We start from the raw sequence: 23,702 nt of genomic DNA, 5'->3' as shown, positions 1-23,702 counted from the left end.
TTAGGGTGGGGTAAAAAATATTTGATACATCAACCATAACTTTTCAAACATCCTCTTAGCGTCTCTGCGAGAAAAAACTCTTATCCAACTCAAAGCACCAACTTCACATCCCCTTACGGTAAGGTAATAAAAGCGATATTCCAGCAAAAGAAACAACCTCACGAATTATGAAAAAATGGTTATCAATTATCGGTATCGGTGAGGATGGTGTAGCAGGGTTAAGTCCCATAGCTCTTTCTTGCTTAGACAAAGCTAAAATTATCTTTGGTGGAGAACGTCATCTTTCCATGTTACCCGCTGACGACAACAGCCAAAAAATTCCCTGGAAATCACCTTTTCCAACTTCCATAACTGAAATTATCAGTCGTCGTGGTGAAGCAGTTTGTATTTTAGCTAGTGGCGACCCTCTATGTTATGGTGTGGGTGCAACTATTCTTAAAGATATTCCTATTTCTGAAATTACAATTATTCCTGCACCTTCGGCTTTTAGTCTGGCTTGTTCTCGACTAGGATGGTCATTAACGGAGGTGGAAACTTTAAGTTTATGTGGTCGTCCGGTTTCTTTACTGCAATCTTACATTTATCCCGGTGCAAAATTATTAATTTTGAGTGAGGGAAAACATACTCCAGCTATTGTGGCGGAAATTTTGATAAGTCGCGGTTATGGTAATAGTCAAATTACCGTTTTAGAAAAAATGGGCAATGTTAATGAGGAAATTATAACAGATATCGCTGCTAATTGGCAAGAAGGAAATATCGCTTCTTTAAATACTATTGCGGTGGAATGTGTTGCTGATAGGGGAATAGTTGGTTTATCGAGATTTCCCGGCTTACCTGATGATGCTTTTCATCATGATGGACAATTGACGAAAAGGGAAGTCCGGGCGGTGACATTATCAAGTTTAGCACCTTTACCGGGCGAGTTGCTGTGGGATGTGGGGGCTGGTTGTGGTTCTATTTCTATAGAATGGCTGCGAAGTGATAGAAGATGTCGAGCGATCGCTATTGAACAAAATTCCACTAGACTAAATTATATAGCTGATAATGCTGCTGCTTTAGGAACACCAAATTTACAAATTATGGCAGGTAAAGCTTTAGAAGTTATCCCAAATTTACCCACACCAAACGCTATTTTTATCGGTGGTGGTGTCACAGCACCAGAAATATTAGAAAATTGCTGGAATGTGTTACTTCCTGGGGGCAGAATGGTAGTTAATGTTGTCACATTGGCAGGTGAACAAAGATTATATCAATGGCATGAAAAAGTGGGCGGAAACTTTACCCGCATTGCTATTCAACGCGCAGAACCTATTGGTAAATTTCTGGGTTGGAAGGCAATGTCCCCTGTTACCCAATGGATAGGAATCAAAAATTGATAATTAAAGATTTGGAGATTGTTGGTTGTGGTTGTCAGAATCAGGATTACCAGGATTTTAGGATGTACAGGATTGTTATTTATAGATTTTCTGTGAATATTTAATGATTATAAATTATAATTTAGGGAAAAATATATTTTCTATCATTCACAAAAACCTATATTTCCTAAAAAACATCCTGTTAATCCTCTAATCGGTGGATATCCTGATAATCCTGATATGGCTTGCGCCACGCTACGCTATCAGACAATTTACTTATTTCCTAACCTCCTAGTAACATTAGGAAATTTTCAGCGAAATAAAAATATTTTCATGATTGACTTGAGAAAAATCACACATCGCGCTAGTCTTCATAGCGTCAACCCGTGAAACTCAAACCATGACAAACCACCCCCAAATACCTCCCTGTACCTGGAAACGTCCCATTGGCTTAGGCTGGGATAAACCATACACCGTCCGTTATCCTAGTAATATTGATGATGGTCCCTGGCACGGAATGCCTCTTGGTGGCTTTGGTGCAGGGTGTATAGGACGTTCTTCACGGGGAGACTTTAACCTGTGGCACATTGACGGGGGAGAACATACTTTCAAAACCGTTCCCGCTTGTCAATTTAGTATTTTTGAATCTGGACAAGCTTACGCTTTATCTACCCAACCTCCAGAAGATCATACACTGCAATCTTGGCAATGGTATCCACCTTCTCCCCTCTCTGCGGATGGTTTGGGGTCAGGTACATATCATGCACTTTATCCCCGCAGTTGGTTTGTTTATGAAAATGTCTTAAAAACTCAATTAACTTGTGAGCAATTTTCCCCAATTTGGGCAGATAATTATCAAGAAGCAAGTTATCCGGTTGCGGTTTTTTTGTGGAAAGCATACAACCCCACAAATGCACCAATTACTATTAGCATTATGCTAACTTGGGAAAATATGGTGGGTTGGTTTACCAATACTTTGAAATCTCCCGAAGTTAGAGTTAGAGATGATGGTAGTCCAGTTTATGAATATCTACCACGTTGGGGAGAAAGTCAAGGAAATTATAATTGTTTAGCAGAAGATCATCAATATTTTGGTTGCGTTTTAGGTCAAGTTTCTAATAGTCAAACTGTTCAAGAAGGGGACGGAACTTGGTGTATTGCAACTGTAAAAAATCCCCAAGTGGAAATATTTCATCATTCCCGATTTAATCCGGTGGGTAATGGTGAAGATGTTTGGCAAAGTTTCTCTGCAAATGGTTCTTTACCTAATTATCTAGATGAAACTCCCGCAGATGAAAATACTCGTTTAGGTGTAGCAATTGCGGTGCGTTTTACTTTGCAACCTGGGGAAAGTTTGGAAGTTCCTTTTGTATTAAGTTGGGATTTCCCCGTTACGGAATTTGCAGCGGGGGTGAACTATTACCGCAGATATACAGACTTTTTTGGTTGTAATGGTGAGAATGCTTGGCAGATTGCCACTACTGCTCTTAAAGAATATCAGAATTGGCGATCGCTCATCGAAAATTGGCAAAACCCCATTTTAGAAAAATCAGATTTACCTGACTGGTTCAAAATGGCTTTATTTAACGAACTCTACGACTTGACCAGCGGCGGAACTCTCTGGAGTGCCGCCTCGGAAATTGATCCCGTTGGTCAATTTGCCGTGTTAGAATGTTTAGATTACCGTTGGTACGAAAGTCTAGATGTGCGGTTATACGGTTCTTTTGGATTATTGATGTTATTCCCAGAATTGGAAAAGTCGGTAATTCGCGCCTTTGCTAGAGCAATTCCCCAAAGTGATGACAGAACTAGAATTATCGGTTATTATCTGACTATCAAATCGGAAAGTCCTAACGCAGTTCGGAAAATTGCCGGTGCGACACCCCACGATTTAGGCGCACCCAATGAACACGTTTGGGAAAAAACCAATTATACTAGTTATCAAGATTGCAACCTGTGGAAAGATTTAGGTTGTGACTTTGTTTTGCAGGTATATCGAGATTTTCTGTTTACCGGTGCAAATGATATCCAGTTTTTAGCAGATTGTTGGGATGCTATTGTCCAAACTCTCGATTATGTGAAAACTTTTGATCTCGATGGTGACAGTATACCAGAAAATTCTGGCGCACCTGACCAAACTTTCGATGATTGGCGCTTGCAAGGTGTCAGTGCTTATTGTGGTGGTTTGTGGTTATCTGCTTTGGAAGCTGCTATTGCTATTTCTAAGATTTTAACGAACCACAGAGGCGCAGAGGACACAGAGGTAGAGGTACAAGGGTCTATTTATCAAGGTTGGTTAAATCAATCAAAACCAATTTATCAGGAGAAGCTTTGGAATGGTGAGTATTACCGGTTGGATGGTGAAAGTGGTTCTGAGGTAGTTATGGCTGACCAATTGTGTGGGCAATTTTACGCTCGTTTATTGAGTTTACCAGATATTGTCCCCAGCGATCGCGCTTTATCCGCCTTAACAAAAGTATACGATGCCTGTTTTCTCAAATTCCAAAATGGTAAATTCGGCGCTGCTAATGGTGTTCTTCCCAATGGTTTACCAGAAAATCCCAATTCTACACATCCTTTGGAAGTTTGGACAGGCATCAATTTTGGTCTAGCAGCCTTCTTAGTGCAAATGGACATGAAAAATGAAGCCATGCGGTTAACTGAGGCTGTAGTTAAGCAAATTTACGACAATGGCTTACAATTCCGCACCCCGGAAGCAATCACCGCTAATGGCACTTTCCGCGCTAGTACCTATCTCCGCGCTATGGCTATTTGGGGAATTTATTTACTAATTCCTTAAATCCAAAGTTCTTTATATCCCCGACTTCTTAGAGAAGTCGGGGATATTGTTATTCTTGTTATTTGTTATTCAATTTTATTTTCCTGTTGTTTCCGGAATTGCGCGAAAAAATCAGTAATGGTTAAGAGTTGAGGAACTTAAATCTGAAAACAAATGTCTTAAGATGCACTTTTTTCCTTTATTTAGCCACAAGGATAACTTCTAAACCAACACAGAACTTGACACTCTCCGGTCTAAAGACGCGGAGATCCTATGGGGAGTTTCAGTCTATATCCCTCAGTTATCCCAGTTTCAGGATTGGTTCCTTAAATATTTGGGTTCTTGCCCTGATTTCGTTGGCCCTGGCGGGCGAAATCATATCTGCTTGCGGTGAGCGAAGCCGAACTGACAAGCGTAACTTTCCGAGAGTCCCCCGGTAGCTTTTTATGTTTTTAGTGACAATTTGATTGTATCACGAATGTTGGGTAGAGGCTGTGGCAATGATAACACGTTAAAACGGTAATCACTTCAAGTAACTTTTTTCCTAGACACAGTAAAGACAATCACCAATTCCCTACTTGATTTAGGGCTATGGTAGATTAAAAAATTGAAATTACCTACACCAAAGAATTCCCCAATCTAGTTGACGACAGATGAGAATTTATCAGTAAACTCCAATTGTGTAAAAATATCAGTAGTTGCAGGATAGTTGAATAAAGCAAGGACAGCAGGAGCTTTATCAAGCTATTTAGTCAGGTTGGTCAGGTTCAAACGCGGTTGTTGGTATCTATGACTGGCAGTATTGGCGATAAGTTCCCAGTTAGTTCGCAAATATTCAAAGATTTTGATTCAGAGCGAACTGCTTGCAACAGCGCTAGTTCCCTCCGGGACGCTCCGCGAACGCTATCGCTTGAAAAAATACACCTGTTGTTTAACAGCTTAAACAGCTTGGGAGTTACACTATAACCTCCTCATTTTTATCTGTCAAGCAATTACATCAGAAATTCTTGGGAAAGTTATCCAGAAAATCCGAGTTGGTAATTCCTGCTCAACCCTGAATAGCAGCAGTTCACATCTGGAAATTTTAGCCGATTTAATTTATTAAGAATTACTTAGCCATAGGGACTCAATCCTGACTCAATACCGAAGTATCGGCTTTACCCAAAAGAATCCGCAGCCATTGACAATAAATAATGATAGTTATTCCTACCGAATTAGCTGAATTAACATCCTGTAATCTTACTTATAGCAATAAATTGTATACATATAATTAGCAGACTACTAATTCCAGTTGATGGCAATAATGCCTAATAAATAAATAGCTATGAGTAACCAAATAAGATAATAGTTAAATGTTCATGGTGATACGGTTTTTGTTGTCCACATCTAGCTGGATGTCTTCTTTATCCAAAAATAACTATCTTGATAAAATTAATTAGTTAGCAATATTAGATTATTAACAAAAAAATACTTTACTAATTTTTGAATTATTTATTAATTGATATTTGTATCTATTTATAAAAATTATAAATCCATAGAGTGCTTGCATAGCAAGGACTTTGCTTGAATTAAATGTAAATTTAAGCATTTATTTCTTCGATAAAAATTTAATTTATTTGGATATAACTGTTCATTCAAACTATTTATATACTAAGAGCTTAGGTAGACCATATTAGTGGTGTTTTCGTCTTGTATGACAATGATAACATCTGCCATTGAGATTAAAGTGGGGGGTAACACCCCTCATTTTTTGCCAAGTGGGGACAAAACCCAAACTTGCACAAGACATAAGTAAATATCTAGATAAGTTCAGTAAATTTAACTTAAATCTTGCCACCTTGGCAGATGACATTAGCGACAAAAAATAGTATAAATAAAAATGTGGCTTTTGAAATTGAGAAATTAATGGTTTTCCTGATTCCACTGGTGCAATTGTCAGCTTTTACAGCAAAAGCGGCAGAATCAATGGTAAGAAGTTATACAGCAGTAACTAGGGTGAAGCCAAAAATTTCCACTTGGAAGTTTCAACAGTAAACAACGGCATCTACGAAAAGCTACGTCAAACTCAATTCCTCTCGGTAGAAATCAGAAAATTTGGTAAATTTTTACCTTTGATTCATTAGTAAGTATAAATCTGAAGCCCAGACGCAATTAATACATATTATCTGGAGTGAGCTATAGATATTACTAATTGAAAACTGTAAAACTGCCTAGAAAATCAGGGTATACACGGTAAGCACAGTAGTACAGAGGCTTGATTAAAAACAATCAGGTTTTCAATCACAGGTCAGGTTATGAAAAAAATCATCAGGTCAAATGCGTTTTTTAGCTCAGTTCAACGGGTAGTTTTAGAGATGCAGTTTTCTAAAATCCGTTCTATCCAGGTATCCGTGTTGTCAATTACCGTATTTTTGCAACAAGTTGTTACTATTTTCTACATCTGCCACCAATTGATTATTTATAGGTTCTGGTCATTCCCGCAACAGCAATTTGGCTGAAGACCATCGCATTTGCAGAAACTGGACTAATTTATTTACTCAATTCAAAAATAACTAAGATGATGAATCAAGATATTGCTGGCAGTGGTAACAACTTAGAACCAAAAATCCATCCCGAACAGTTAGACCAAGTAGTCGAAGCGATTTTGGCAGGGAAGTATTCTTGGGCTTGTGTTTTAATGTTACGATTCGTGGGCTATAATCCAATGCACTATATCCCTTATCGGACTTATAACCGCATTCTCAAAGAAAATGCTCGTATGAGTCGCTCCAATTCCCAAAATAATGAAACTCTAAAAATTGCTAACTCCACCACGGAGAAAAGATCCGAAGGTAATCTGGCATCTAACTGTTTAAGTAAGATTAAGGATATAGCCTATATGGAAGTGGGAGGTAAGCATCATGCTGAATCACGCGCCAACGGTAGAGAAAAAAAGTCGGCATAGTTGCTGATAATCTCGTAATTGCTTGTTACTCAGATCAGTTGATCGGCAATGTGAGTAACTGCAATTACTGACTTCGTTGTAAAAATCTGCCAGAATGGCAAATACACACTGATAACATCCTATAGATTAGAAATAGCAACCTAAACAAAGATTCATGGCAGACTAATTGCATTTTTCCCAAAAACTGTTTGCGGTTGCACATGAAATAGCAGACTAATTGCGGTTTTCCCAAAAAACTGTTTGCGTCTGCATATGAAAGATAGGGTCTGATTGTTTTGGCATTCAGTTCCTGATTAATTAAATAAATTCTTCATTAAGACTGATGAACCATAACTAAAGGTGGTTCTTTTTCCTAAGAAGTCTGAATGCTTTTCAATTGGGGTGGTGGATTACCCTAATAAAATTGATATGGCTAGATAACTTCTACTACCAAATTTTCTGTAACTAAGGTTTGGCTAACTTTAGTTATTAAGGTAGATAAGGAAAGGGAAAGATTATGGTCAAATCATGCTCTTACTTACAAATTTTTACTGTTATGTCAACTGGCAATTGATATAACGTTGACACTCCCCGCTCTCTAAAGAGACGGGGATTCTTAAAACCAAATAAATAATCTTAATGGCGATATCAATGCGCCTCTACTGATTTCACTAGAACTTGATCCTAGTAGTCTGTCAAATAAATTTTGACGGATAAAGAAGAAATGAACCACGTTCGCGGAGCGTGCCGTAGGCATTAGGCCGCAAAGAGCGCGAAGGAAGAAGGAAGAAGGAAGAAGAAAAATTTATTTACCCCAACCCGTAATGGCTATTAAGGGAACACCAAAAAATAAATTACCCAATTTTGTGGGATAACTGAGGGATATAGACTGAAACTCTCTATAGAATCTCCGCGTCTTTAGACCGGAGAGTGTCAACAACTTTAAGTTAATATGAATTTTCTATAAAGTCTTCATGAAGTTTAGATGAAGATTTTATTTTTTATATAAATTTTAGAAGAAGATGTAGCAGAATTTAAAGATAAGAACTAAAGCTTTGTCACTTTTTTATCTAAACTAAATGACTAACGCCATGCTATCAGACAAACAATTTCATATTTAAGAAAGTTTGCTGATGAGAGTTTTCTATTTTTAGGATAGTGTAAGAGATAGATTACATCCTGCTTAAGTTTATTTAGTGTGAGGCTACAATTTTTGAAAAGTTACGTAATTGTTAGTTAGTTATAACTGCATAAATTAATTAACTGAAATACCAGTGTTTATCAATAGACTCCCATCTCAATTAGGGGTAATATCATTCCCTATGTAGATTTTTGGCATTAGCAAGCTAAATCTTGGGAGTTTATTTATGGGTGTTTTGCCAGACAACGCTGTTTATTGGGGGGACATAACAGCTTACATAGATATTGAAAATTAAATGAATATTCAGGAAACATCCTACAGATTAAATATTGCATATCTGTGAAAGTTTTTGCATCTGGATTTTAGGAATAGATGTAATAGATGAATTTGCCCGAATTTGAAAGTAGAAAGCAACTGGTAAGAATTATGTCATCTTATTCTCATCAAGATCAGGTTGTGAATATTTACGATAATTATGAAAGTAAGTTTTTAACACCTTTTCAGCGAAAGGTGTTGCTAAAAAATTTACAAAATAATTCGCAACCAGAATATCGGCGACGAATTGAGATTATGTTGTTAGCAGATATGGGAAAGTCGCAAACTCATATTTGTGAAATGATTGGTTGTTCTCAGGAGATGGCGAGATACTGGATCGGTATTGCTGAGGCGGGGATGGCGCATAAATGGAATCAGCGACCATTGGGTAGACCAAAGATTGTTAATGATGAATATATTGAAAGATTGAAGGAATTAGTTAATTGTAGTCCCCGTGAATATGGCTATGCTTTTGGTGATTGGACGGCTCAATGGTTGAGTAAACATTTGGCGAAGGAGTTGGGAATTCAAATTAGCGATCGCCACATTAATCGCCTCCTTAAACAAATGGGACTGTCTACCAAACGTAAAAGTTCCCCATTGATAACTACTGAAAATCAGGATTTGGCAATTAAAATTAGTGATTTGCATTCTCTACCTGAACCTAGTTTTCATTGGTCATTTAATCTCATGCAGACCAATAAATAATAGTGTTTTGGAGGTTAGGAAATGCTATCAGCGTTTTCTCAGGAACAGTTAGCTACACATATTAAGCAAGTCTTGGGTAATGGATTATCAGATCAAGTAGTTACAGATTGTATCCAGGCTTTAGAAATTATTGAGCCACCTGTAGCAAAGCAATTTTGGCAAGCGACTACAGCCAATCCGGGAATTTATATTGTGCTGTCGGGTAAGGTAAGATTGCTTGATAGCTCCAACAATTTAATTAATACTCTCACGCCAGGATCATCATTTGGGGAGTTAACTTTATTTCCAGACCAAGATTTTAGCAGTTATGTTGCTAGAGCTTCTGTGAATTTAAAGGTTGCCTATCTTCCCGAAAAAACGGTGAAAAAGGTTATGGGAGAATTTCCTTGTGTTTATAATTTCTTGCTGAATAAAGCAGAGTTAATTAACACTCCTAAGTCTCCAGATATGCCGATTGTTGAATTGCCAAGAAATGGCAAAGTTGTTAATTTCTCTCAACCAATTGTTCCCGCACCAACATCAACAAAGAAACGCTCTCAATATTTTCCTATTCCTACTGTTATTGCTGGCAATTGGTGGCGGAAATTTACTAAACGCTACCCATTTTTTGAACAACAAAGTGCTGCGGATTGTGGTGCTGCTTGCTTAGTTATGATTGGTCGTTATTGGGGGAAAAACCTGAGTATTAATCGGCTGCGGGATCTGGCTAATATTAGCCGGAGTGGTGCATCTATGCGGAGTTTGAGTGCAGCGGCGGAAAGCCTTGGTTTTGCTACCCGTCCGGTAAAAGCCAGTTTGGATAAATTTGCTCAACAACCTTTACCAGCGATCGCTCATTGGCAAGGTAAACATTACATTGTTGTCTATGAAATTACCAAAAAACAGGTAATTATTGCCGATCCTGCCATTGGTCAACGTCGGCTGACTACCAAGGAATTTCTCACAGGTTGGACTGGTTACGCTTTACTATTACAACCTACAGCTTCCCTCAAAAAAACGCCAGAAGCTAACACGCCATTTTGGCAGTTATTGGATTTAGTTAAACCTCATTTTCAAGTTCTCCTAGAAGTATTTCTGGCTTCGGTCTTAATTCAGATATTTGGATTAATCACGCCTTTATTTACTCAACTCCTATTAGATAGAGTCATTGTTCAAGGCAGTGTTTTAACTTTAAATACTGTCGGGTTTGGATTGTTAATTTTCGGCTTGTTTCGGGTTGCCATTAATGGCTTAAGACAATATTTACTAGATCACACAGCCAACCGCATTAGTATCGCCTTGATGGTAGGTTTTATTAAACATACATTTAGTCTACCGCTGGCATTTTTTGAATCTCGTTATGTCGGGGATATTGTTTCCCGTGTCCAAGAAAATCAAAAAATTCAACGTTTTTTAACTGGTGAAGCTCTTTCCATTGGATTGGATTTACTAACAGTCTTTATTTATGTGGGATTAATGTTTTGGTATAGTCCACCAATGGCATTAATGACATTAGCAATTGTGCCGCCATTTGTGATTTTAACATTCTTTGCTACACCATTTTTGCGGCGGATTAGTCGGGAGGTATTTACAGCAGGAACACTGGAAAATAGTTATTTAATTCAAAGCTTGACTGGCATTTCTTCGATTCGCTCAATGGCTATTGAACAAACGGTACGTTGGCATTGGGAAGAATTGCTAAATAATTTAATCAAAAAGAACTTTAGTGGTCAAGTAATTGGTAATCAACTGCAATTAGTTAGTTCTACTATTCAATCTTTGGCAAGTACAGGATTATTATGGTTTGGAGCTTGGTTGGTTATTCAAAATCAACTTACCATTGGTCAATTAGTTGCCTTTAATATGTTATTAGGCAATATTATTCAGCCTTTCCAAAGATTAATTATTTTGTGGAATCAGTTACAGGAAGTAATTGTCGCCACAGAACGAATTAATGATGTCTTAGAAGCACAACCAGAGGAAGATTTAGAACATAAACCTCGGCAATTTCTACCAAGATTAATGGGGAAAATTAGTTTTAATAATGTTACCTTTCGCTATCATCCTGAAAGTGAGATTAATATTTTAGAAAATCTCAGTTTTGAAATCTTGCCTGAACAAACTGTAGCAGTTGTTGGTCGCAGTGGTTCTGGAAAAACAACACTTTCTAAGTTGATTTTGGGTTTATATCTAGCGACAGATGGAAGAGTTCTGATTGACAATCAAGATGTTACTAGTATTTCCTTACATTCCTTGCGATCGCAAATTGGAGTTGTTGATCAAGATACCTTTTTATTTGGAGGAACAATTCGGGAAAATATCACAATTGCTCATCCAGAAGCCTCTTTAGAAGAGATTATGGAAGCAGCCAGACTTGCAGGTGCAGATGAGTTTATTAAAAGAATGCCAATGGGTTATGAAACTCAAATTGGTGAAGGGGGAGGAATGTTATCTGGAGGACAACGCCAACGGTTAGCAATTGCCCGCGCATTATTAGGAAATCCCCGACTTTTAATATTAGATGAAGCCACAAGTCACCTGGATGCCGAATCAGAACGGATTATTCAGAACAACCTCAAAAAAATCCTGCAAGGACGTACAAGTGTAATTATTGCTCACCGTCTTTCCACAGTTCGTCATGCTGATCTAATTTTAGTCTTAGATCGTGGAGTTTTAGTAGAAAGCGGTACACATGAAGAATTAATCGCCAAAAGAGGACATTATTTCTATCTTAATCAACAACAATTAGCACAAAAAAATTAATTTTCACCATATCCCCGACTTCTTCAAGAAGTCGGGGATATATAACCAAAATTCTCTACTTATTTATGCCACAGTCAGTTTACACCCAACCAACTACTACTATAAAGCCGCAGCATCAACCTGAATCTACTGCTGTAATAACAAACCAGCAAATCCAGATATTAGATAAAGCCAAGGATTGGTTTTATGGCACAGAGGAATTATTAGATGCTTTACCAAAAGCATGGACTCGTTCCATGTTGTATTTACTAATTAGTTTTGCTACCATTATTTTGCCTTGGGCAATGTTAACTAAAGTTGATGAAACGGGTAATGCTAGTGGGAGAATAGAACCCAAAGGAGCAACACAAAAATTAGATAGTGCGGTAACTGGTAGTGTTGTTAATGTCAATGTTAAAGAAGGGGCAACTGTTAAAGCTGGACAAGTTTTATTAGCAATGGAATCTGATATTTTACAAACAGAAATTCAACAAGCACAATCTAAATTAGAGGGGTTAATTAATCGCCAATCTCAACTAGAGATATTAAAAAATCAAGTCTTAATGTCAATTAATATTCAACGTCAGCAAAACCAATCTCAATCATTAGAAAAAATTGCTCAACTTAATCAAGCTAAACAAACATTTGAGACTAAAAAAAGTGCTTATAATTTCCAAGATTTGGAAAAATTAGCTCAAATTGATCAGGCAAAACAGAATATACAATCTAATCAAACTAACTACAGATTAGCTACAAGTCGCTTACGTCGAGATATTTCTGAAGTTCAACGTTATCGTCTGCTATTAAAGGAAGGAATAATTGCTCAAACTAAAATAATAGAATTAGAAAAAATTGCTGAAGAAAGTCAACGTTCCCAAGAAGAAGCAAAATTTAATCTGCAAACAGCAAAGTTAAAACTAAAGGAAGAAGTCAGTCGTTATCAGTCACTAATGAATCAAGTTAGATCAGATATTGAACAGGCAAAACTACGGTTACAAGAAGAAGAAAGTAGTTATAAAAGTTCTCTAAAAGGCGGAGAATTAATTTTATTAAAAAGTCAAGAACAGTTTAAAGACATTCAAAATCAAATCATTTCCCTTAAATCAGAAATGATGCAGACAAAAGGACAGATTACAGCCTTAAATTTACAACTAAAACAGCGAACTATCCGTTCTCCTATTGATGGAATAATTTTTGAATTACCTATTAAAAAATCTGGTTCTGTTGTCCAAGTAGGACAAATGATTGCTCAAATTGCTCCCGAAAATGCTCCCTTGATCCTGAAGGCACGTATGCCAAGTCAAAATAGTGGTTTTGTCAAGGCAGGAATGCCAGTCAAAATTAAATTTGATGCTTATCCTTTCCAAGAATACGGAATTGTGTCAGGACGTATTAGTTGGATTTCACCTAACTCTAGAGTTCAAGAAAATAGTTCTAACCGCATAGAAACTTATGAATTAGATATCGCTTTAGAAAATCCTTATATTCAAGTCGGTAACAAACGGATTCCTATTACCCCTGGACAAACAGCAAGTGCGGAAGTAATCATTCGTCAGCGTCATGTTATTGACTTTATCTTAGATCCATTTAAGAAGTTGCAAAAGAGTGGTTTAGAGCTTTAAATAAAATTAGTATCAAAGACATAATTTAATAAGTTATGTCTTTTTTTAAAGGCTTTAATATGCAACTTTTTGATTATTTTTAAGAGAAAAATGTCAGAATGAAATAGTTGAAATTACTAAAGATGAGAGGGTAAGACAATGAAGAAAATAGTGATAAATGACCTATATCCTAGTCATTTATTAACCTTTATTGATGATTTAATGCCACCAGAATTGTATGTTTTATTAGGAAGAGGTTTAGGAGGGTTTTATCCCCCTCTAGGGCTAAGTCCTAATGTTTTTGTAACCACCGTTTATGATGGACTAAACAGCATATCAACAACTTATGAAGGAGCCGGTAACTTTCATGATAATAAATTTAATACGGTAGATTATGGTCGGACCGTTAATGCTTGGGTAAATCGTTAATTATTTCAGCAGATTTAAGGGCGATTTTGTCACATTTCCCAAAACTGTTCACTGTTTGACAAGGAAATAAGATCATGGCTACAATCATAATTTCTGATTTACAGGAAAAGATATTTTTGGATGACTTAAATTCAGAGCAAATACAACAAATTTTAGGTACTGGTATTATACCTTTACCCTTACCCTTCTTAGGTGGACGGGGTGCTGATGTTGCCTTAACAACTGTTTATGATGGTATAAATAACTTAGAAACAGCATATCGTGGTCCATTGAGTTTCTACGATAATAAAATTTTTACTCTTGATCTGGCTAGAAGTGCTGTCTATTTAGTATTGTGAATAATTATTAGGTGGTTGTTTTTTCTTTACACACCACCGCTTATCTCCGAGGAAGTAAAAACTTCCTCTTTTTTGTTGTTCTTGCTGATAATTGTTTACAGTTATATGAAAACTGGTGTATGTTATAATGTGGGATTATAGATATGAATTACTGGCATATAAATGATAGAAATTTCTCAGACAGTAATTATTCCTGATAGCGATATTGAAATTAGTGCAATTCGTTCCCAGGGTGCAGGTGGTCAAAATGTTAACAAGGTTGCTACTGCTATTCATTTGCGCTTTGATATTGGGGCTTCTTCGTTACCAGAAATCTATAAGGAACGGCTTTTGAAGTTGAAAGATCATCGCATTACCCTTGAGGGAGTTGTGGTTATTAAAGCGCAGGAATATCGCAGTCAAGAACAGAACAAAGAGGAAGCTTTCAGACGACTTCAAGAACTGATTAAAAGTGTGTCTGTGTTACCCCGAAAACGTAAACGGACTAAACCAAGTCGCAGTTCTCAAAGAAAACGTCTTGATAGTAAAAACAAGCGGGGACAAATTAAATTGACTAGAGGAAAAATCACAGAATAATCACGACACTATTACTGTAATGCTAATATACAGAAATCCTAAATAAAATAAAAACATCCCCTCCTCCTCCGTGTCCTCTGTGCCTCTGTGGTTCGTTAAAAAAAATCCCAGACACAAATACTATATATTATATATTAACATCCTAACATTTTATCTCGCAGATGTTTAATGCGAAGAATAAAAATATACTAATCTAGCTAAAAATAACCAATGAGGTTATGAAATCTAGTATTATTGGCTCTAATTGTCAAAATTATAGAGAATCATAATTATTTGGAGTTGTTTTGTCATTAGTAATTACCAAAAATCAACCACCCGTTCTGTATGTGGATACAATAAAAGACTATCCGCGTCATGTAGAGATGCTTTTAAAAGACTGGTATGAGATATTGCAACTCCCTGAATATACTGCTTGGAACTGATAATTGATTTCCACTATTGCGAATTCCTTGGACACATCGGTGTTACCTTTTTAGGGGGAATAGTTCGCCTATTTGCATACAGGGGTGGAAATGTCATTTTTCACTGGAATACACTTATAGACAAAATTCGGATGAATTTGGCTCAAAATGGGTTCCTCTATGATTTTGGCTACAATCAGAAACCTTGGGATGGTAACTCCGTACCTTATCGAAGTGATACTCAACACGACCCTATAGCCATAGCTGACTACTTAGGATATAAATGGTTAGGGAAAGGTTGGGTTAATATCAGTCCTGGATTACAGAATGCGATACCTGCGGTCAGCGTAGCTATCGCAGGTAAAGTTGTAGAAATATACTTTAATGCCTTTGAACATAGCAATTCTCCCATAGGTGTATTTAGCTGCGGTCAACATTACACTACTTCAGGTACTCTTCAGTTAACGGTGGTTGACTTTGGGATTGGTATTTCTAATAGTGTTCGTACTTTACAGCAATGACATCTATTGAGGCTTTAAAGTGGGCATTTGAGCCGGGAAATAGCACAAAGCAGCAAGGTGTCCGCCAGGGTGAAGGCTTACACATACTACAAGAATTTGTCCAAAAAAATCATGGAACTCTGATGATTTTCAGTAATGACAGCTATGTCAATATAGGAGATAATGGAGTTAAATACGAAAACGTTTGTACTAACTTTTCGGGAACGCTAGTCAATATAGCTTTTCGATGTGATGAAAAATACTACTGTTTAGCTTCAGAAGTTCCTAAACTCAAGAAGCTGAAGCTTTAGAGAGAGGGAGATAAGGACATGATGTATAAAGTTTACGATATAGTTGGCGAGTATGCCATCACTCCTGATGGTGGACAAAAGTTATATGATCAGATTCATCCATGTTTACTAACTGATGAAACTGTGGAGTTAGATTTTGCAGGAGTGAAGGTTTTTGCATCTCCATTTGTGAATTTTGCATTTGGTCAATTGTTAAAAGATATCCCATCTGAGAAGTTGAATCAATTGCTTGAATTTACTTCTCTCAATGCTGATGGATGGGATGTTATTAATCACGTAATGACTAGAGCTAAACGTTATTACTCTGATGAAAAATATCGTAATGCTGTGGATACGGTGATAACAGATATGGCTGCAAGTTTTTGAAGTATGGCGATTATTCAAGCTGATATCATAGATATCAAAACTGATACCCCACAGCAAAGTGACATTTTCTTTGTAGATACCAACATCTGGTTTTGGCAAACTTATACAAATGCTGCATTTACGGCTAAACGTTACCAAATTACAGATTATCCCAACTATATCAACAAAACACGCCAAAATGGAGCTACTCTTACTTATTCTGGACTCACTTTAGCTGAACTTGCTCATATTATTGAGAAAACAGAATATGATATTTATGTTCAATCTAATGGATATTTACACTTTAAGAAATACCGTCATGATTATCCAACAGAAAGAGCTAATGTAGTCGCTGAAGTTCAGTTTACTTGGCGACGAATCAAAAAAATTGCAATTCCTATTGATTTAACAGTAGATGACGCAACAACTGATGCTGCTATTAACCGATTTACCACTCAAGCAGTTGATGGTTATGATTTGCTGATGCTTGAAGCTATTAGCAAAGCAGGAGCAGGAACAGTTAAGATTATTACTGATGATATGGATTATAGTGTTGTTCCAGGTATTGAGGTGTTTACTAGCAATAAATATGTTATTCAAGATGCTGCTATGCAAAAGAAGTTAGTAAGGCGTTAATTATACATTTATGTTATCTTCCTAACATTTTATCTCGCAAATGCTTAATGCGATTGCTGACGCAGCGCAAGGCTAACGCGCAATTTTCCAGCTTTCTAACGTCCTAACATTTTATCTCTTAAATGCTTAATGCGATCGCTGACGCAGCGCAAGGCTAACGCGCAATTTTCCAGCTTTCTAACGTCCTAACATTTTATCTCGCAAATGCTTAATGCGATCGCGCAATTTTGCAGCTTCTTCAAATTCCATCTTCTTCGCCGCTTCCTTCATCTGTTTTTCTAACAGGGTAATTAACTCTGGAATATCTTCCAAAGATAATTCATCTAGATGTTCATCAACCATTTTTAAATCAGTGGCATTTAATCGCCGAGAAGCATCTAAAAATGATAAAATCGAATTAGTTTGTTTTTTAATAATCGGTTGCGGCGTAATTCCGTGCAATTTATTATAAGCCGTTTGAATTCCTCTTCTTCTATCAGTTTCATCAATGGCTTTAATCATACTCCCTGTTAATTTATCAGCATATAAAATTGCTTTTCCTCTAATGTGACGCGCCGCGCGGCCAATAGTTTGAATTAAAGAACGTTCAGTCCGCAAAAATCCTTCCTTATCTGCGTCCATAATTGCAACTAACGAAACTTCAGGTAAATCCAAACCTTCCCGCAATAAATTTACACCGACTAACACATCAAAAACACCATTTCGCAAATCCTGTAAAATTTCAATCCGTTGAATAGAATTAATTTCTGAATGTAAATATCTGATTTTAATTCCCCTCTCTGCTAAATATTCAGTCAAATCCTCCGCCATGCGTTTAGTTAATGTTGTAATTAACGTTCTTTCTTGACGGTCAACTCGATCTTTTATTTCTCCTAATAAATCATCAATTTGTCCTTCTGTGGGACGCACAAATATTTCTGGGTCAATTACTCCCGTCGGTCTAATTACTTGTTCAATAATATTCTCTTCCGAAATTTCTAATTCCCAATTTCCTGGAGTCGCAGAAACGAAAATACATTGATTGACTTTTTGCCAAAATTCTTCGGCTTGTAAAGGACGATTATCCGCAGCACTGGGAAGCCGGAAACCATGATCTATTAATACTTTTTTCCTCGCTTGATCTCCATTATACATTCCGCGAATTTGGGGAACGGTAACATGAGATTCATCTATTACTAATAACCAATCTTTGGGAAAATAATCAATTAAACATTCCGGTGGTTCTCCCGCTTGTCTACCTGCTAAATGACGGGAATAATTTTCTACGCCGTTGCAATATCCCACTTCTCGTAACATTTCCAAATCATAACGGGTGCGTTGGTCAATGCGTTGCGCTTCAACTAACTTACCCATTGATTCTAATGTGAGTTGTTGCTGTTTTAATTCGGTGGCTATATCTTCACAAGCTATTTCTACTCTTTCTTTAGGAGTAACAAAGTGACGCGCTGGATAGATATTTACTGCTTCTAAACTATGGAGAATTTCCCCACTAACAGGATCTACATATCTAATTGCATCAATTTCATCACCAAAGAATTCAACTCTAATAATTCTATCTTCATAAGCAGGAGAAATTTCTAAAACATCACCACGAACTCGAAATTTTCCTCTCCCCATTTCGATATCATTCCGAGTATATTGAACTGCGGTTAAATCTCGTAAAACTTGACGTGGATCAATTTCCATTCCCAATTGTAACCGAATTGCGGCTTTGAGGTATTCCGCAGGCATTCCTAAACCGTAAATACAACTAATTGAGGCGACGACAATCACATCTTTGCGTTCAAATAAGGAACGAGTGGCGGAATGTCGTAACATATCTATTTCTTCATTAATCGCTGATGTTTTCTCTATATAAGTATCAGTAACAGGTAGATATGCTTCGGGTTGATAGTAATCGTAATAACTGACAAAATACTCAACTGCATTATGAGGAAAGAACTCCCGCAGTTCGTTACACAACTGGGCGGCTAATGTCTTATTATGGGCTAATACTAGGGTAGGTCTACCGACTTTTTCAATGACTGCGGCTATGGAAAACGTCTTCCCGGTTCCTGTCGCACCCAGTAATGTTTGATAATGATTTCCTGTTTGAATACTAGCAGAAAGTTGTGCGATCGCTTGTGGTTGATCACCGGTGGGGACAAAAGGTGCTTGGAGATTAAAATCCATTATCTAGCTTGAACGTTACACCTAGCAATTCTACACAATTTCTCAGTTTTACGTTTGGCGCGAAATTTTTTTTGGGAAGTTGGTTTGCAACATCGCCGGCGATGTGCTATATTAATATAATGGAGTGGTGATAAAATTTTTATAAAGGCACGCATTCCCATTATCAGAATATCACCCCTAGCGCGGCAAGTCAACCCCCAAAACCATTTAAATTCAAAATTTGATGATTCTGAAAACCTTGATACCTCGAATGGGTTGACAAAACCCTCGGTAAATAGGATATTAATTTAGTCGGGGGTCAAAATTTATGCCCTGCCGAATCTGTTGATTTTCATAGGAATAAGCCTAAATTGTCTAATTATGACCTTACAATCTTTACATTTGTTACTAGGCAAATTATTTGCATTAATTATTTTTTATGAGAGTAAAGAGAATAATTGTTATTACTTAGAAACTGATGATTGGAAGAAATATCAGCATTCAACAAATGAAATTACACTATCATATATCATATCTCGTGCAGAAAAATTGATTTTAGAAAAACAGATTAAAGATGTTTTTTACCTTTTAAAATCAATATCTATTATGTATTCTAACTTAGAAATACCAACCCGTTCGGTTCTAGTTGATAGCCACTTCAAAATGGGGTTATGGAGTAATTTACCAGATGATGAAAATTATATTTTATTAAACGATATTCAAGAAGAAAATCAATATAGTGATTCCGATGAAGAACTACCTGATCACGGAGATATATCTGATTATTATGGCACTTTAGTAGATGATGGGCAGTATGAATAAATCCTGTATAATAAATCAGGAGTATTTATGAAACCAGAATCTTTGCGTTTGTTACAACGTTTTGCTTTACCTCGCATTATATTGGATTTTAGTAGATCAATAGTAAAAAAGAGGTTATTAAATGCCTGAGCTACTAACAGCAGATGTAAGCATTGAAATTGATGGAAAAGTTTATAACGGGCAATATACCGTTAACATGAAACTTCAGTCGCTTACTGTAATTTCTGAATATGGAGTAGAGACTACCGATACTTCATATCCATCACCTTCTCGGACACCATTGGAAAACAATAAAGGAATGGCGCAGCTTGTCTTGCAGGGAATAGTAGAAAAATACCTCGTGAGAACAAAGAAGAATTACTGATACTTTCCTCATAAACTCCCAGTAGCGGTAGGGGCGGGATTATAGCGATATAGTCCTGCTACCCGACCACAGCCTAGCCTTGATCATCCAGGTAATCGCAGAAACAACACAAAATCCTTCTGAATCTATTGTTAAAATCCTTGTAGTAACCGTTGAATAGAAATTTTAATTTCTGGAAATGCTAAGGGAGATATTTCACCGAAGGTAAAGGTTAATTCTCTAGAATAATTACCATTTATTGGTTCTCTAAAGACTGTTAATTGTTGATTTTTTAAGTCTACTACCCAATACTCATTAATTAATGCAGCAGCATAGGTTTTGCGTTTTATCTCTAAATCTTTACTTAAAGTAGTTTTAGAATATTCGATTAACCAAAATATATTTTCAGGATAAGGATGATGACTGCGATAAATAGCACGCAGTGGTTCAACTATTGCTAAATCTGGTTCTGGTTCTGAATTGCTATTAGGTATTGTAATCGGTTTTGCATCTCTTACCAGTGCTTTTGAACCGAGTAATTCCCGCAAATATTCAGCAGAATCAGTATTAATTTGCGCGTGTTCTGGTCCTTCCGGTGCCATGTTGATAATTTCTCCATTTAGTAGTTCAACTTGACGACCAGCTAAAAGACCAATTTCAATCATCCGATGATAGTCGTCTAAACTCCATTTAGCAATAGTAACTGTCATATTTAGTTTTCCTAAAGCTACGGTACGATTTTCATTTTAACTTGAATTTGATACAGCAGCCAACAGATTTGAAAATCTTTTAGTTTATAGATTTTCTGGTCAATTGTCTATCTCATCCAAGTGCATACCGCCATAATAGTCGGTTTTAACCGACTTTAGCTATTAGACAGGGAATTTATTCCCTGGCTTCTGGCTGCGTTGGATACGTTAAAATTTGTAATAGGCAGATAGATAAAATATTATCAGAACTGGTTAAAATAGAAAATAACTCTATTCCTGTTTTGAAATGATACCAGAAGCAAATATTGAAGATGTTCAAGAACCAATTACCAGCGCACCACCGGAGGTGAAGCAAATTATTGAGAAGGTATGGAGGTTGGAGAAAAGCCGATTAGATAGAAAGAGTAAGGGTCATATTAATGATGATATTCTCACTATTGTGAAGGAAGCGGTGCAATGAAGCTAACTTCGATTAAATTATGTAATTTTCGTTCTTTTTATGGGAAAACCCCAGAGATAACTTTAGCTGGTGGAGATGTTCGCAATACTACTATGATTTATGGTAGTAATGGCGCAGGTAAAACTAGTATTTTGAATGCGTTTACTTGGGTTTTATATGAAAAGTTTAGTGCGGCTTTTGCGTCAACGGAACAGTTAGTAAATAAACGCGCAATTGCAGAATCTCAACCTAGTCAACCTGTGGAATGTTGGGTGGAAGTTGGTTGGGAACATGAAGGTAATCGTTATCGTGCTACTCGTGGTTGTCGGGTTTACAAAAATGAAAGTGATGTAATCGAAGCTGGGAAAACTCAGTTAAAAATTCAAGTTGCTGGAGATGACGGAAAATGGTATTTCCCACTTCAGCAAGCTGAGGAAATCATTACTCAGATTTTACCAGCCAGTTTACATCAATATTTTTTCTTTGACGGTGAACGGATTGAAGAAATTGTCCGTTCTGATAATAAAGCGGAAATTTCCGAAGCAATTAGAACTTTTTTGGGTGTGGAAGTTATTGAACTTTCGATTAAACATTTGAAAGATGCTAAAAAGAGTTTGGAAACTGAGTTAAAACATATTGGTGACGCGGAAACTAAACAGTTATTGACTCAACAAGAAAAGCTGGAACTGGAAATTGCAACTATCAATAAACGTCAAATAGAAATAACGCAAGAATTGGAATATCAACAGACGTTTAAAAAGGAGGTTAGTAATAAATTACGAGACTTGAGTGCTGTTAAGGAATTACAGGAAAGAAAGCAAAGTTTAGAATCGCAAAGAGATAGTTTGCGAGAAGAGTTGAAGAAAACACGGGAGAATTTAAAAAAGACTATTTCCGCACGGGGTTATACTGTTCTGTTATCGGAAACTACGGCTAAGTTTCGGGAAATATTTACAGATTTAAAACAAAAGGGTGAATTAACAGCAGGAATTTCCCGGGAATTTGTCAATGATTTACTCAATAGTGGACGTTGTATTTGTGGTGCAGATTTAAGGGAAGGAACTCATACTCATTTTCATGTGAAGAATTTAATGAGAAAATCTGGTTCTTCAACTGTGGAAGAAACCGCAATTAGAATGAGCGCACAAGTTGATGAAATTGATAAACAAGCAGTTGATTTTTGGGAAGAAGCGGACAGGGAACAAGCCAGAATTCAACAGTTACGGGAAAATCTTAATCAAGTTGAATTGGAATTAGCAACTATTCAAGAACAACTGCGAAAAGATCCCAATGAGGAAATTAGCAGTTTACAAAAACGTCTTGATGAAATTGAAGCCAAAATTGATGAATTAAATCGAGAACAAGGTGCAAATCAACAGGAAGTTTCTCACCTGAAAACTGATATTGATGCTTTGATAAAACAAATATCTAAGCAGAAACAAAATGAGGAAAAACAATCTTTAGCACAACGTCGGATTAATGCTACTCAAGATGCTATTGAACGGTTATCAGAAGTTAAAAACCGTCAAGAAAATCAATTTCGTCTGCAATTAGAACAGCGAGTACAGGAAATTTTCTCAGATATGTCTTTTACTCCTTATGTCCCCAAGATTAGCGAAAAGTATGAGTTGAGTTTGGTGGAAAATACGACGGGAATTGAAGCACCAGTTGCAGCTTCTACAGGAGAAAATCAAGTTCTCAGTTTATCTTTTATCGCTAGTATTATTGATAAGGTGCGCGACTGGAGTGAGAAGCGGAAAATGATTATGCTTCCTGAGAGTAGCACTTTTCCGATTGTTATGGATTCTCCTTTTGGGAGTTTAGATGTTAATTCTCGTCGTCACATTGCGAAAACTATTCCTAAGTTAGCAAATCAGTTGGTTGTGTTGGTGACTAAGACTCAGTGGCGGGTGGAGGTTGAGGAGGAAATTGCTGATAAGGTTGGGAAGGAATATGTTTTGGTTTATTATTCTTCTAAGCCTAATTGTGAACAGGATTTTATTGAGTTGGGGAGAGAAAGATATGCTTTGGTTCGACAGAGTTTGAATGGTTTTGAATATACGGAAATTGTTGAGGTTGAACGGTAGAAGAGTAACGAACCACAGAGACACAGAGAACACAGAGGAAGAAAGTTTATGGTAGTTAGTTCTTTAGGTTT

20 protein-coding genes are annotated in these 23,702 nt (G+C 36.8%); 18 read left to right on the top strand and 2 right to left on the bottom strand.

The features are described from left to right. Nucleotides 1-167: 167 nt before the first annotated feature. From FJR37_RS15300 to FJR37_RS15235, 14 genes are all read left to right on the top strand, one after another. Nucleotides 168-1,376 carry a bifunctional cobalt-precorrin-7 (C(5))-methyltransferase/cobalt-precorrin-6B (C(15))-methyltransferase gene (locus tag FJR37_RS15300; RefSeq protein WP_039200704.1) on the top strand — a complete coding sequence of 403 codons (1,209 nt, stop codon included), beginning with the start codon at nt 168-170 and terminating at the stop codon, nt 1,374-1,376. A gap of 379 nt (nt 1,377-1,755) precedes the next feature. Continuing rightward, nucleotides 1,756-4,155: a GH116 family glycosyl hydrolase gene (locus FJR37_RS15295; protein WP_039200705.1), complete on the top strand. Its 2,400-nt coding sequence runs from the start codon at nt 1,756-1,758 to the stop codon at nt 4,153-4,155. Nucleotides 4,156-5,964: 1,809 nt separating this feature from the next. Next, the gene (locus FJR37_RS15290) at nt 5,965-6,168 is read left to right on the top strand and encodes a hypothetical protein (RefSeq protein ID WP_152540518.1); all 204 of its coding nucleotides are present in this window, start codon (nt 5,965-5,967) and stop codon (nt 6,166-6,168) included. Between the two features lie 523 nt (nt 6,169-6,691). Then, on the top strand, nt 6,692-7,078 hold the full coding sequence (locus FJR37_RS15285) for a HetP family heterocyst commitment protein (RefSeq protein ID WP_233455432.1): 387 nt from the start codon (nt 6,692-6,694) through the stop codon (nt 7,076-7,078). 1,546 nt (nt 7,079-8,624) lie between these two features. Then, nucleotides 8,625-9,221 carry a helix-turn-helix domain-containing protein gene (locus FJR37_RS15280; RefSeq protein ID WP_027404603.1) on the top strand — a complete coding sequence of 199 codons (597 nt, stop codon included), beginning with the start codon at nt 8,625-8,627 and terminating at the stop codon, nt 9,219-9,221. Nucleotides 9,222-9,242: 21 nt separating this feature from the next. Next, nucleotides 9,243-11,963 (top strand): peptidase domain-containing ABC transporter, encoded by a 2,721-nt coding sequence (locus FJR37_RS15275; RefSeq protein ID WP_168466420.1) that lies wholly within the window; start codon nt 9,243-9,245, stop codon nt 11,961-11,963. Between the two features lie 65 nt (nt 11,964-12,028). After that, the gene (locus tag FJR37_RS15270) at nt 12,029-13,564 is read left to right on the top strand and encodes an HlyD family efflux transporter periplasmic adaptor subunit (RefSeq protein WP_168466419.1); all 1,536 of its coding nucleotides are present in this window, start codon (nt 12,029-12,031) and stop codon (nt 13,562-13,564) included. 138 nt (nt 13,565-13,702) lie between these two features. Continuing rightward, nucleotides 13,703-13,972, top strand: a complete 270-nt coding sequence (locus FJR37_RS15265) for a hypothetical protein (RefSeq protein WP_168466418.1) — start codon at nt 13,703-13,705, stop codon at nt 13,970-13,972. Nucleotides 13,973-14,046: 74 nt separating this feature from the next. Next, on the top strand, nt 14,047-14,310 hold the full coding sequence (locus FJR37_RS15260; RefSeq protein ID WP_168466417.1) for a hypothetical protein: 264 nt from the start codon (nt 14,047-14,049) through the stop codon (nt 14,308-14,310). Between the two features lie 162 nt (nt 14,311-14,472). After that, nucleotides 14,473-14,886: an alternative ribosome rescue aminoacyl-tRNA hydrolase ArfB gene (gene arfB / locus FJR37_RS15255; protein ID WP_039200708.1), complete on the top strand. Its 414-nt coding sequence runs from the start codon at nt 14,473-14,475 to the stop codon at nt 14,884-14,886. Between the two features lie 553 nt (nt 14,887-15,439). Further along, entirely contained in the window at nt 15,440-15,808 is a 369-nt protein-coding gene (locus tag FJR37_RS15250) for a hypothetical protein (RefSeq protein WP_168466416.1), read from the top strand. Further along, entirely contained in the window at nt 15,805-16,098 is a 294-nt protein-coding gene (locus FJR37_RS15245) for a hypothetical protein (RefSeq protein WP_168466415.1), read from the top strand. The genes FJR37_RS15250 and FJR37_RS15245 overlap by 4 nt, the downstream gene beginning before the upstream one ends. A gap of 21 nt (nt 16,099-16,119) precedes the next feature. After that, entirely contained in the window at nt 16,120-16,464 is a 345-nt protein-coding gene (locus FJR37_RS15240; RefSeq protein ID WP_335337391.1) for an STAS-like domain-containing protein, read from the top strand. A gap of 3 nt (nt 16,465-16,467) precedes the next feature. After that, entirely contained in the window at nt 16,468-17,079 is a 612-nt protein-coding gene (locus tag FJR37_RS15235) for a hypothetical protein (RefSeq protein ID WP_168466414.1), read from the top strand. A 177-nt stretch (nt 17,080-17,256) separates the two neighbouring features. On the opposite strand, the gene uvrB is transcribed toward FJR37_RS15235, so the two are convergent. After that, complete coding sequence (gene uvrB, locus FJR37_RS15230) at nt 17,257-19,254, bottom strand: excinuclease ABC subunit UvrB (protein WP_168466422.1); 1,998 nt, start codon at nt 19,252-19,254, stop codon at nt 17,257-17,259. 582 nt (nt 19,255-19,836) lie between these two features. On the opposite strand from uvrB, the gene FJR37_RS15225 reads away from it, so the two are divergent. Continuing rightward, a complete protein-coding gene (locus FJR37_RS15225; protein WP_168466413.1) occupies nt 19,837-20,052 on the top strand; it encodes a hypothetical protein in 216 nt (71 codons plus the stop codon). 121 nt (nt 20,053-20,173) lie between these two features. Further along, a complete protein-coding gene (locus FJR37_RS15220) occupies nt 20,174-20,416 on the top strand; it encodes a hypothetical protein (protein WP_168466412.1) in 243 nt (80 codons plus the stop codon). Between the two features lie 131 nt (nt 20,417-20,547). On the opposite strand, the gene FJR37_RS15215 is transcribed toward FJR37_RS15220, so the two are convergent. Continuing rightward, nucleotides 20,548-21,105 (bottom strand): Uma2 family endonuclease, encoded by a 558-nt coding sequence (locus tag FJR37_RS15215; protein ID WP_168466411.1) that lies wholly within the window; start codon nt 21,103-21,105, stop codon nt 20,548-20,550. Between the two features lie 286 nt (nt 21,106-21,391). On the opposite strand from FJR37_RS15215, the gene FJR37_RS15210 reads away from it, so the two are divergent. Together FJR37_RS15210 and FJR37_RS15205 are read left to right on the top strand one after the other, a co-directional pair. Then, entirely contained in the window at nt 21,392-21,565 is a 174-nt protein-coding gene (locus FJR37_RS15210) for a hypothetical protein (protein WP_015079891.1), read from the top strand. Further along, a complete protein-coding gene (locus tag FJR37_RS15205; RefSeq protein ID WP_168466410.1) occupies nt 21,562-23,631 on the top strand; it encodes an AAA family ATPase in 2,070 nt (689 codons plus the stop codon). Before FJR37_RS15210 ends, FJR37_RS15205 begins: the two co-directional genes overlap by 4 nt. The last annotated feature ends 71 nt before the right edge of the window (nt 23,632-23,702 follow it).

It is taken from the genome of Aphanizomenon sp. UHCC 0183 (assembly GCF_009712065.1).
Taxonomy (GTDB): Bacteria; Cyanobacteriota; Cyanobacteriia; order Cyanobacteriales; family Nostocaceae; genus Dolichospermum; species Dolichospermum heterosporum.
This window is presented reverse-complemented; position numbering and strand designations above follow the sequence as displayed.

Bases quoted from the DNA above. Each gene is read 5' to 3' on its own strand.
- FJR37_RS15300 (WP_039200704.1), top strand. From the start codon at position 168: ATGAAAAAATGGTTATCAATTATCGGTATCGGTGAGGATGGTGTAGCA.
- FJR37_RS15295 (WP_039200705.1), top strand. From the start codon at position 1,756: ATGACAAACCACCCCCAAATACCTCCCTGTACCTGGAAACGTCCCATT.
- FJR37_RS15285 (WP_233455432.1), top strand. From the start codon at position 6,692: ATGATGAATCAAGATATTGCTGGCAGTGGTAACAACTTAGAACCAAAA.
- FJR37_RS15280 (WP_027404603.1), top strand. From the start codon at position 8,625: ATGTCATCTTATTCTCATCAAGATCAGGTTGTGAATATTTACGATAAT.
- FJR37_RS15275 (WP_168466420.1), top strand. From the start codon at position 9,243: ATGCTATCAGCGTTTTCTCAGGAACAGTTAGCTACACATATTAAGCAA.
- FJR37_RS15270 (WP_168466419.1), top strand. From the start codon at position 12,029: ATGCCACAGTCAGTTTACACCCAACCAACTACTACTATAAAGCCGCAG.
- FJR37_RS15265 (WP_168466418.1), top strand. From the start codon at position 13,703: ATGAAGAAAATAGTGATAAATGACCTATATCCTAGTCATTTATTAACC.
- FJR37_RS15260 (WP_168466417.1), top strand. From the start codon at position 14,047: ATGGCTACAATCATAATTTCTGATTTACAGGAAAAGATATTTTTGGAT.
- arfB (WP_039200708.1), top strand. From the start codon at position 14,473: ATGATAGAAATTTCTCAGACAGTAATTATTCCTGATAGCGATATTGAA.
- FJR37_RS15250 (WP_168466416.1), top strand. From the start codon at position 15,440: ATGAATTTGGCTCAAAATGGGTTCCTCTATGATTTTGGCTACAATCAG.
- FJR37_RS15245 (WP_168466415.1), top strand. From the start codon at position 15,805: ATGACATCTATTGAGGCTTTAAAGTGGGCATTTGAGCCGGGAAATAGC.
- FJR37_RS15240 (WP_335337391.1), top strand. From the start codon at position 16,120: ATGTATAAAGTTTACGATATAGTTGGCGAGTATGCCATCACTCCTGAT.
- FJR37_RS15235 (WP_168466414.1), top strand. From the start codon at position 16,468: ATGGCGATTATTCAAGCTGATATCATAGATATCAAAACTGATACCCCA.
- FJR37_RS15225 (WP_168466413.1), top strand. From the start codon at position 19,837: ATGTATTCTAACTTAGAAATACCAACCCGTTCGGTTCTAGTTGATAGC.
- FJR37_RS15220 (WP_168466412.1), top strand. From the start codon at position 20,174: ATGCCTGAGCTACTAACAGCAGATGTAAGCATTGAAATTGATGGAAAA.
- FJR37_RS15215 (WP_168466411.1), bottom strand. From the start codon at position 21,105: ATGACAGTTACTATTGCTAAATGGAGTTTAGACGACTATCATCGGATG.
- FJR37_RS15210 (WP_015079891.1), top strand. From the start codon at position 21,392: ATGATACCAGAAGCAAATATTGAAGATGTTCAAGAACCAATTACCAGC.
- FJR37_RS15205 (WP_168466410.1), top strand. From the start codon at position 21,562: ATGAAGCTAACTTCGATTAAATTATGTAATTTTCGTTCTTTTTATGGG.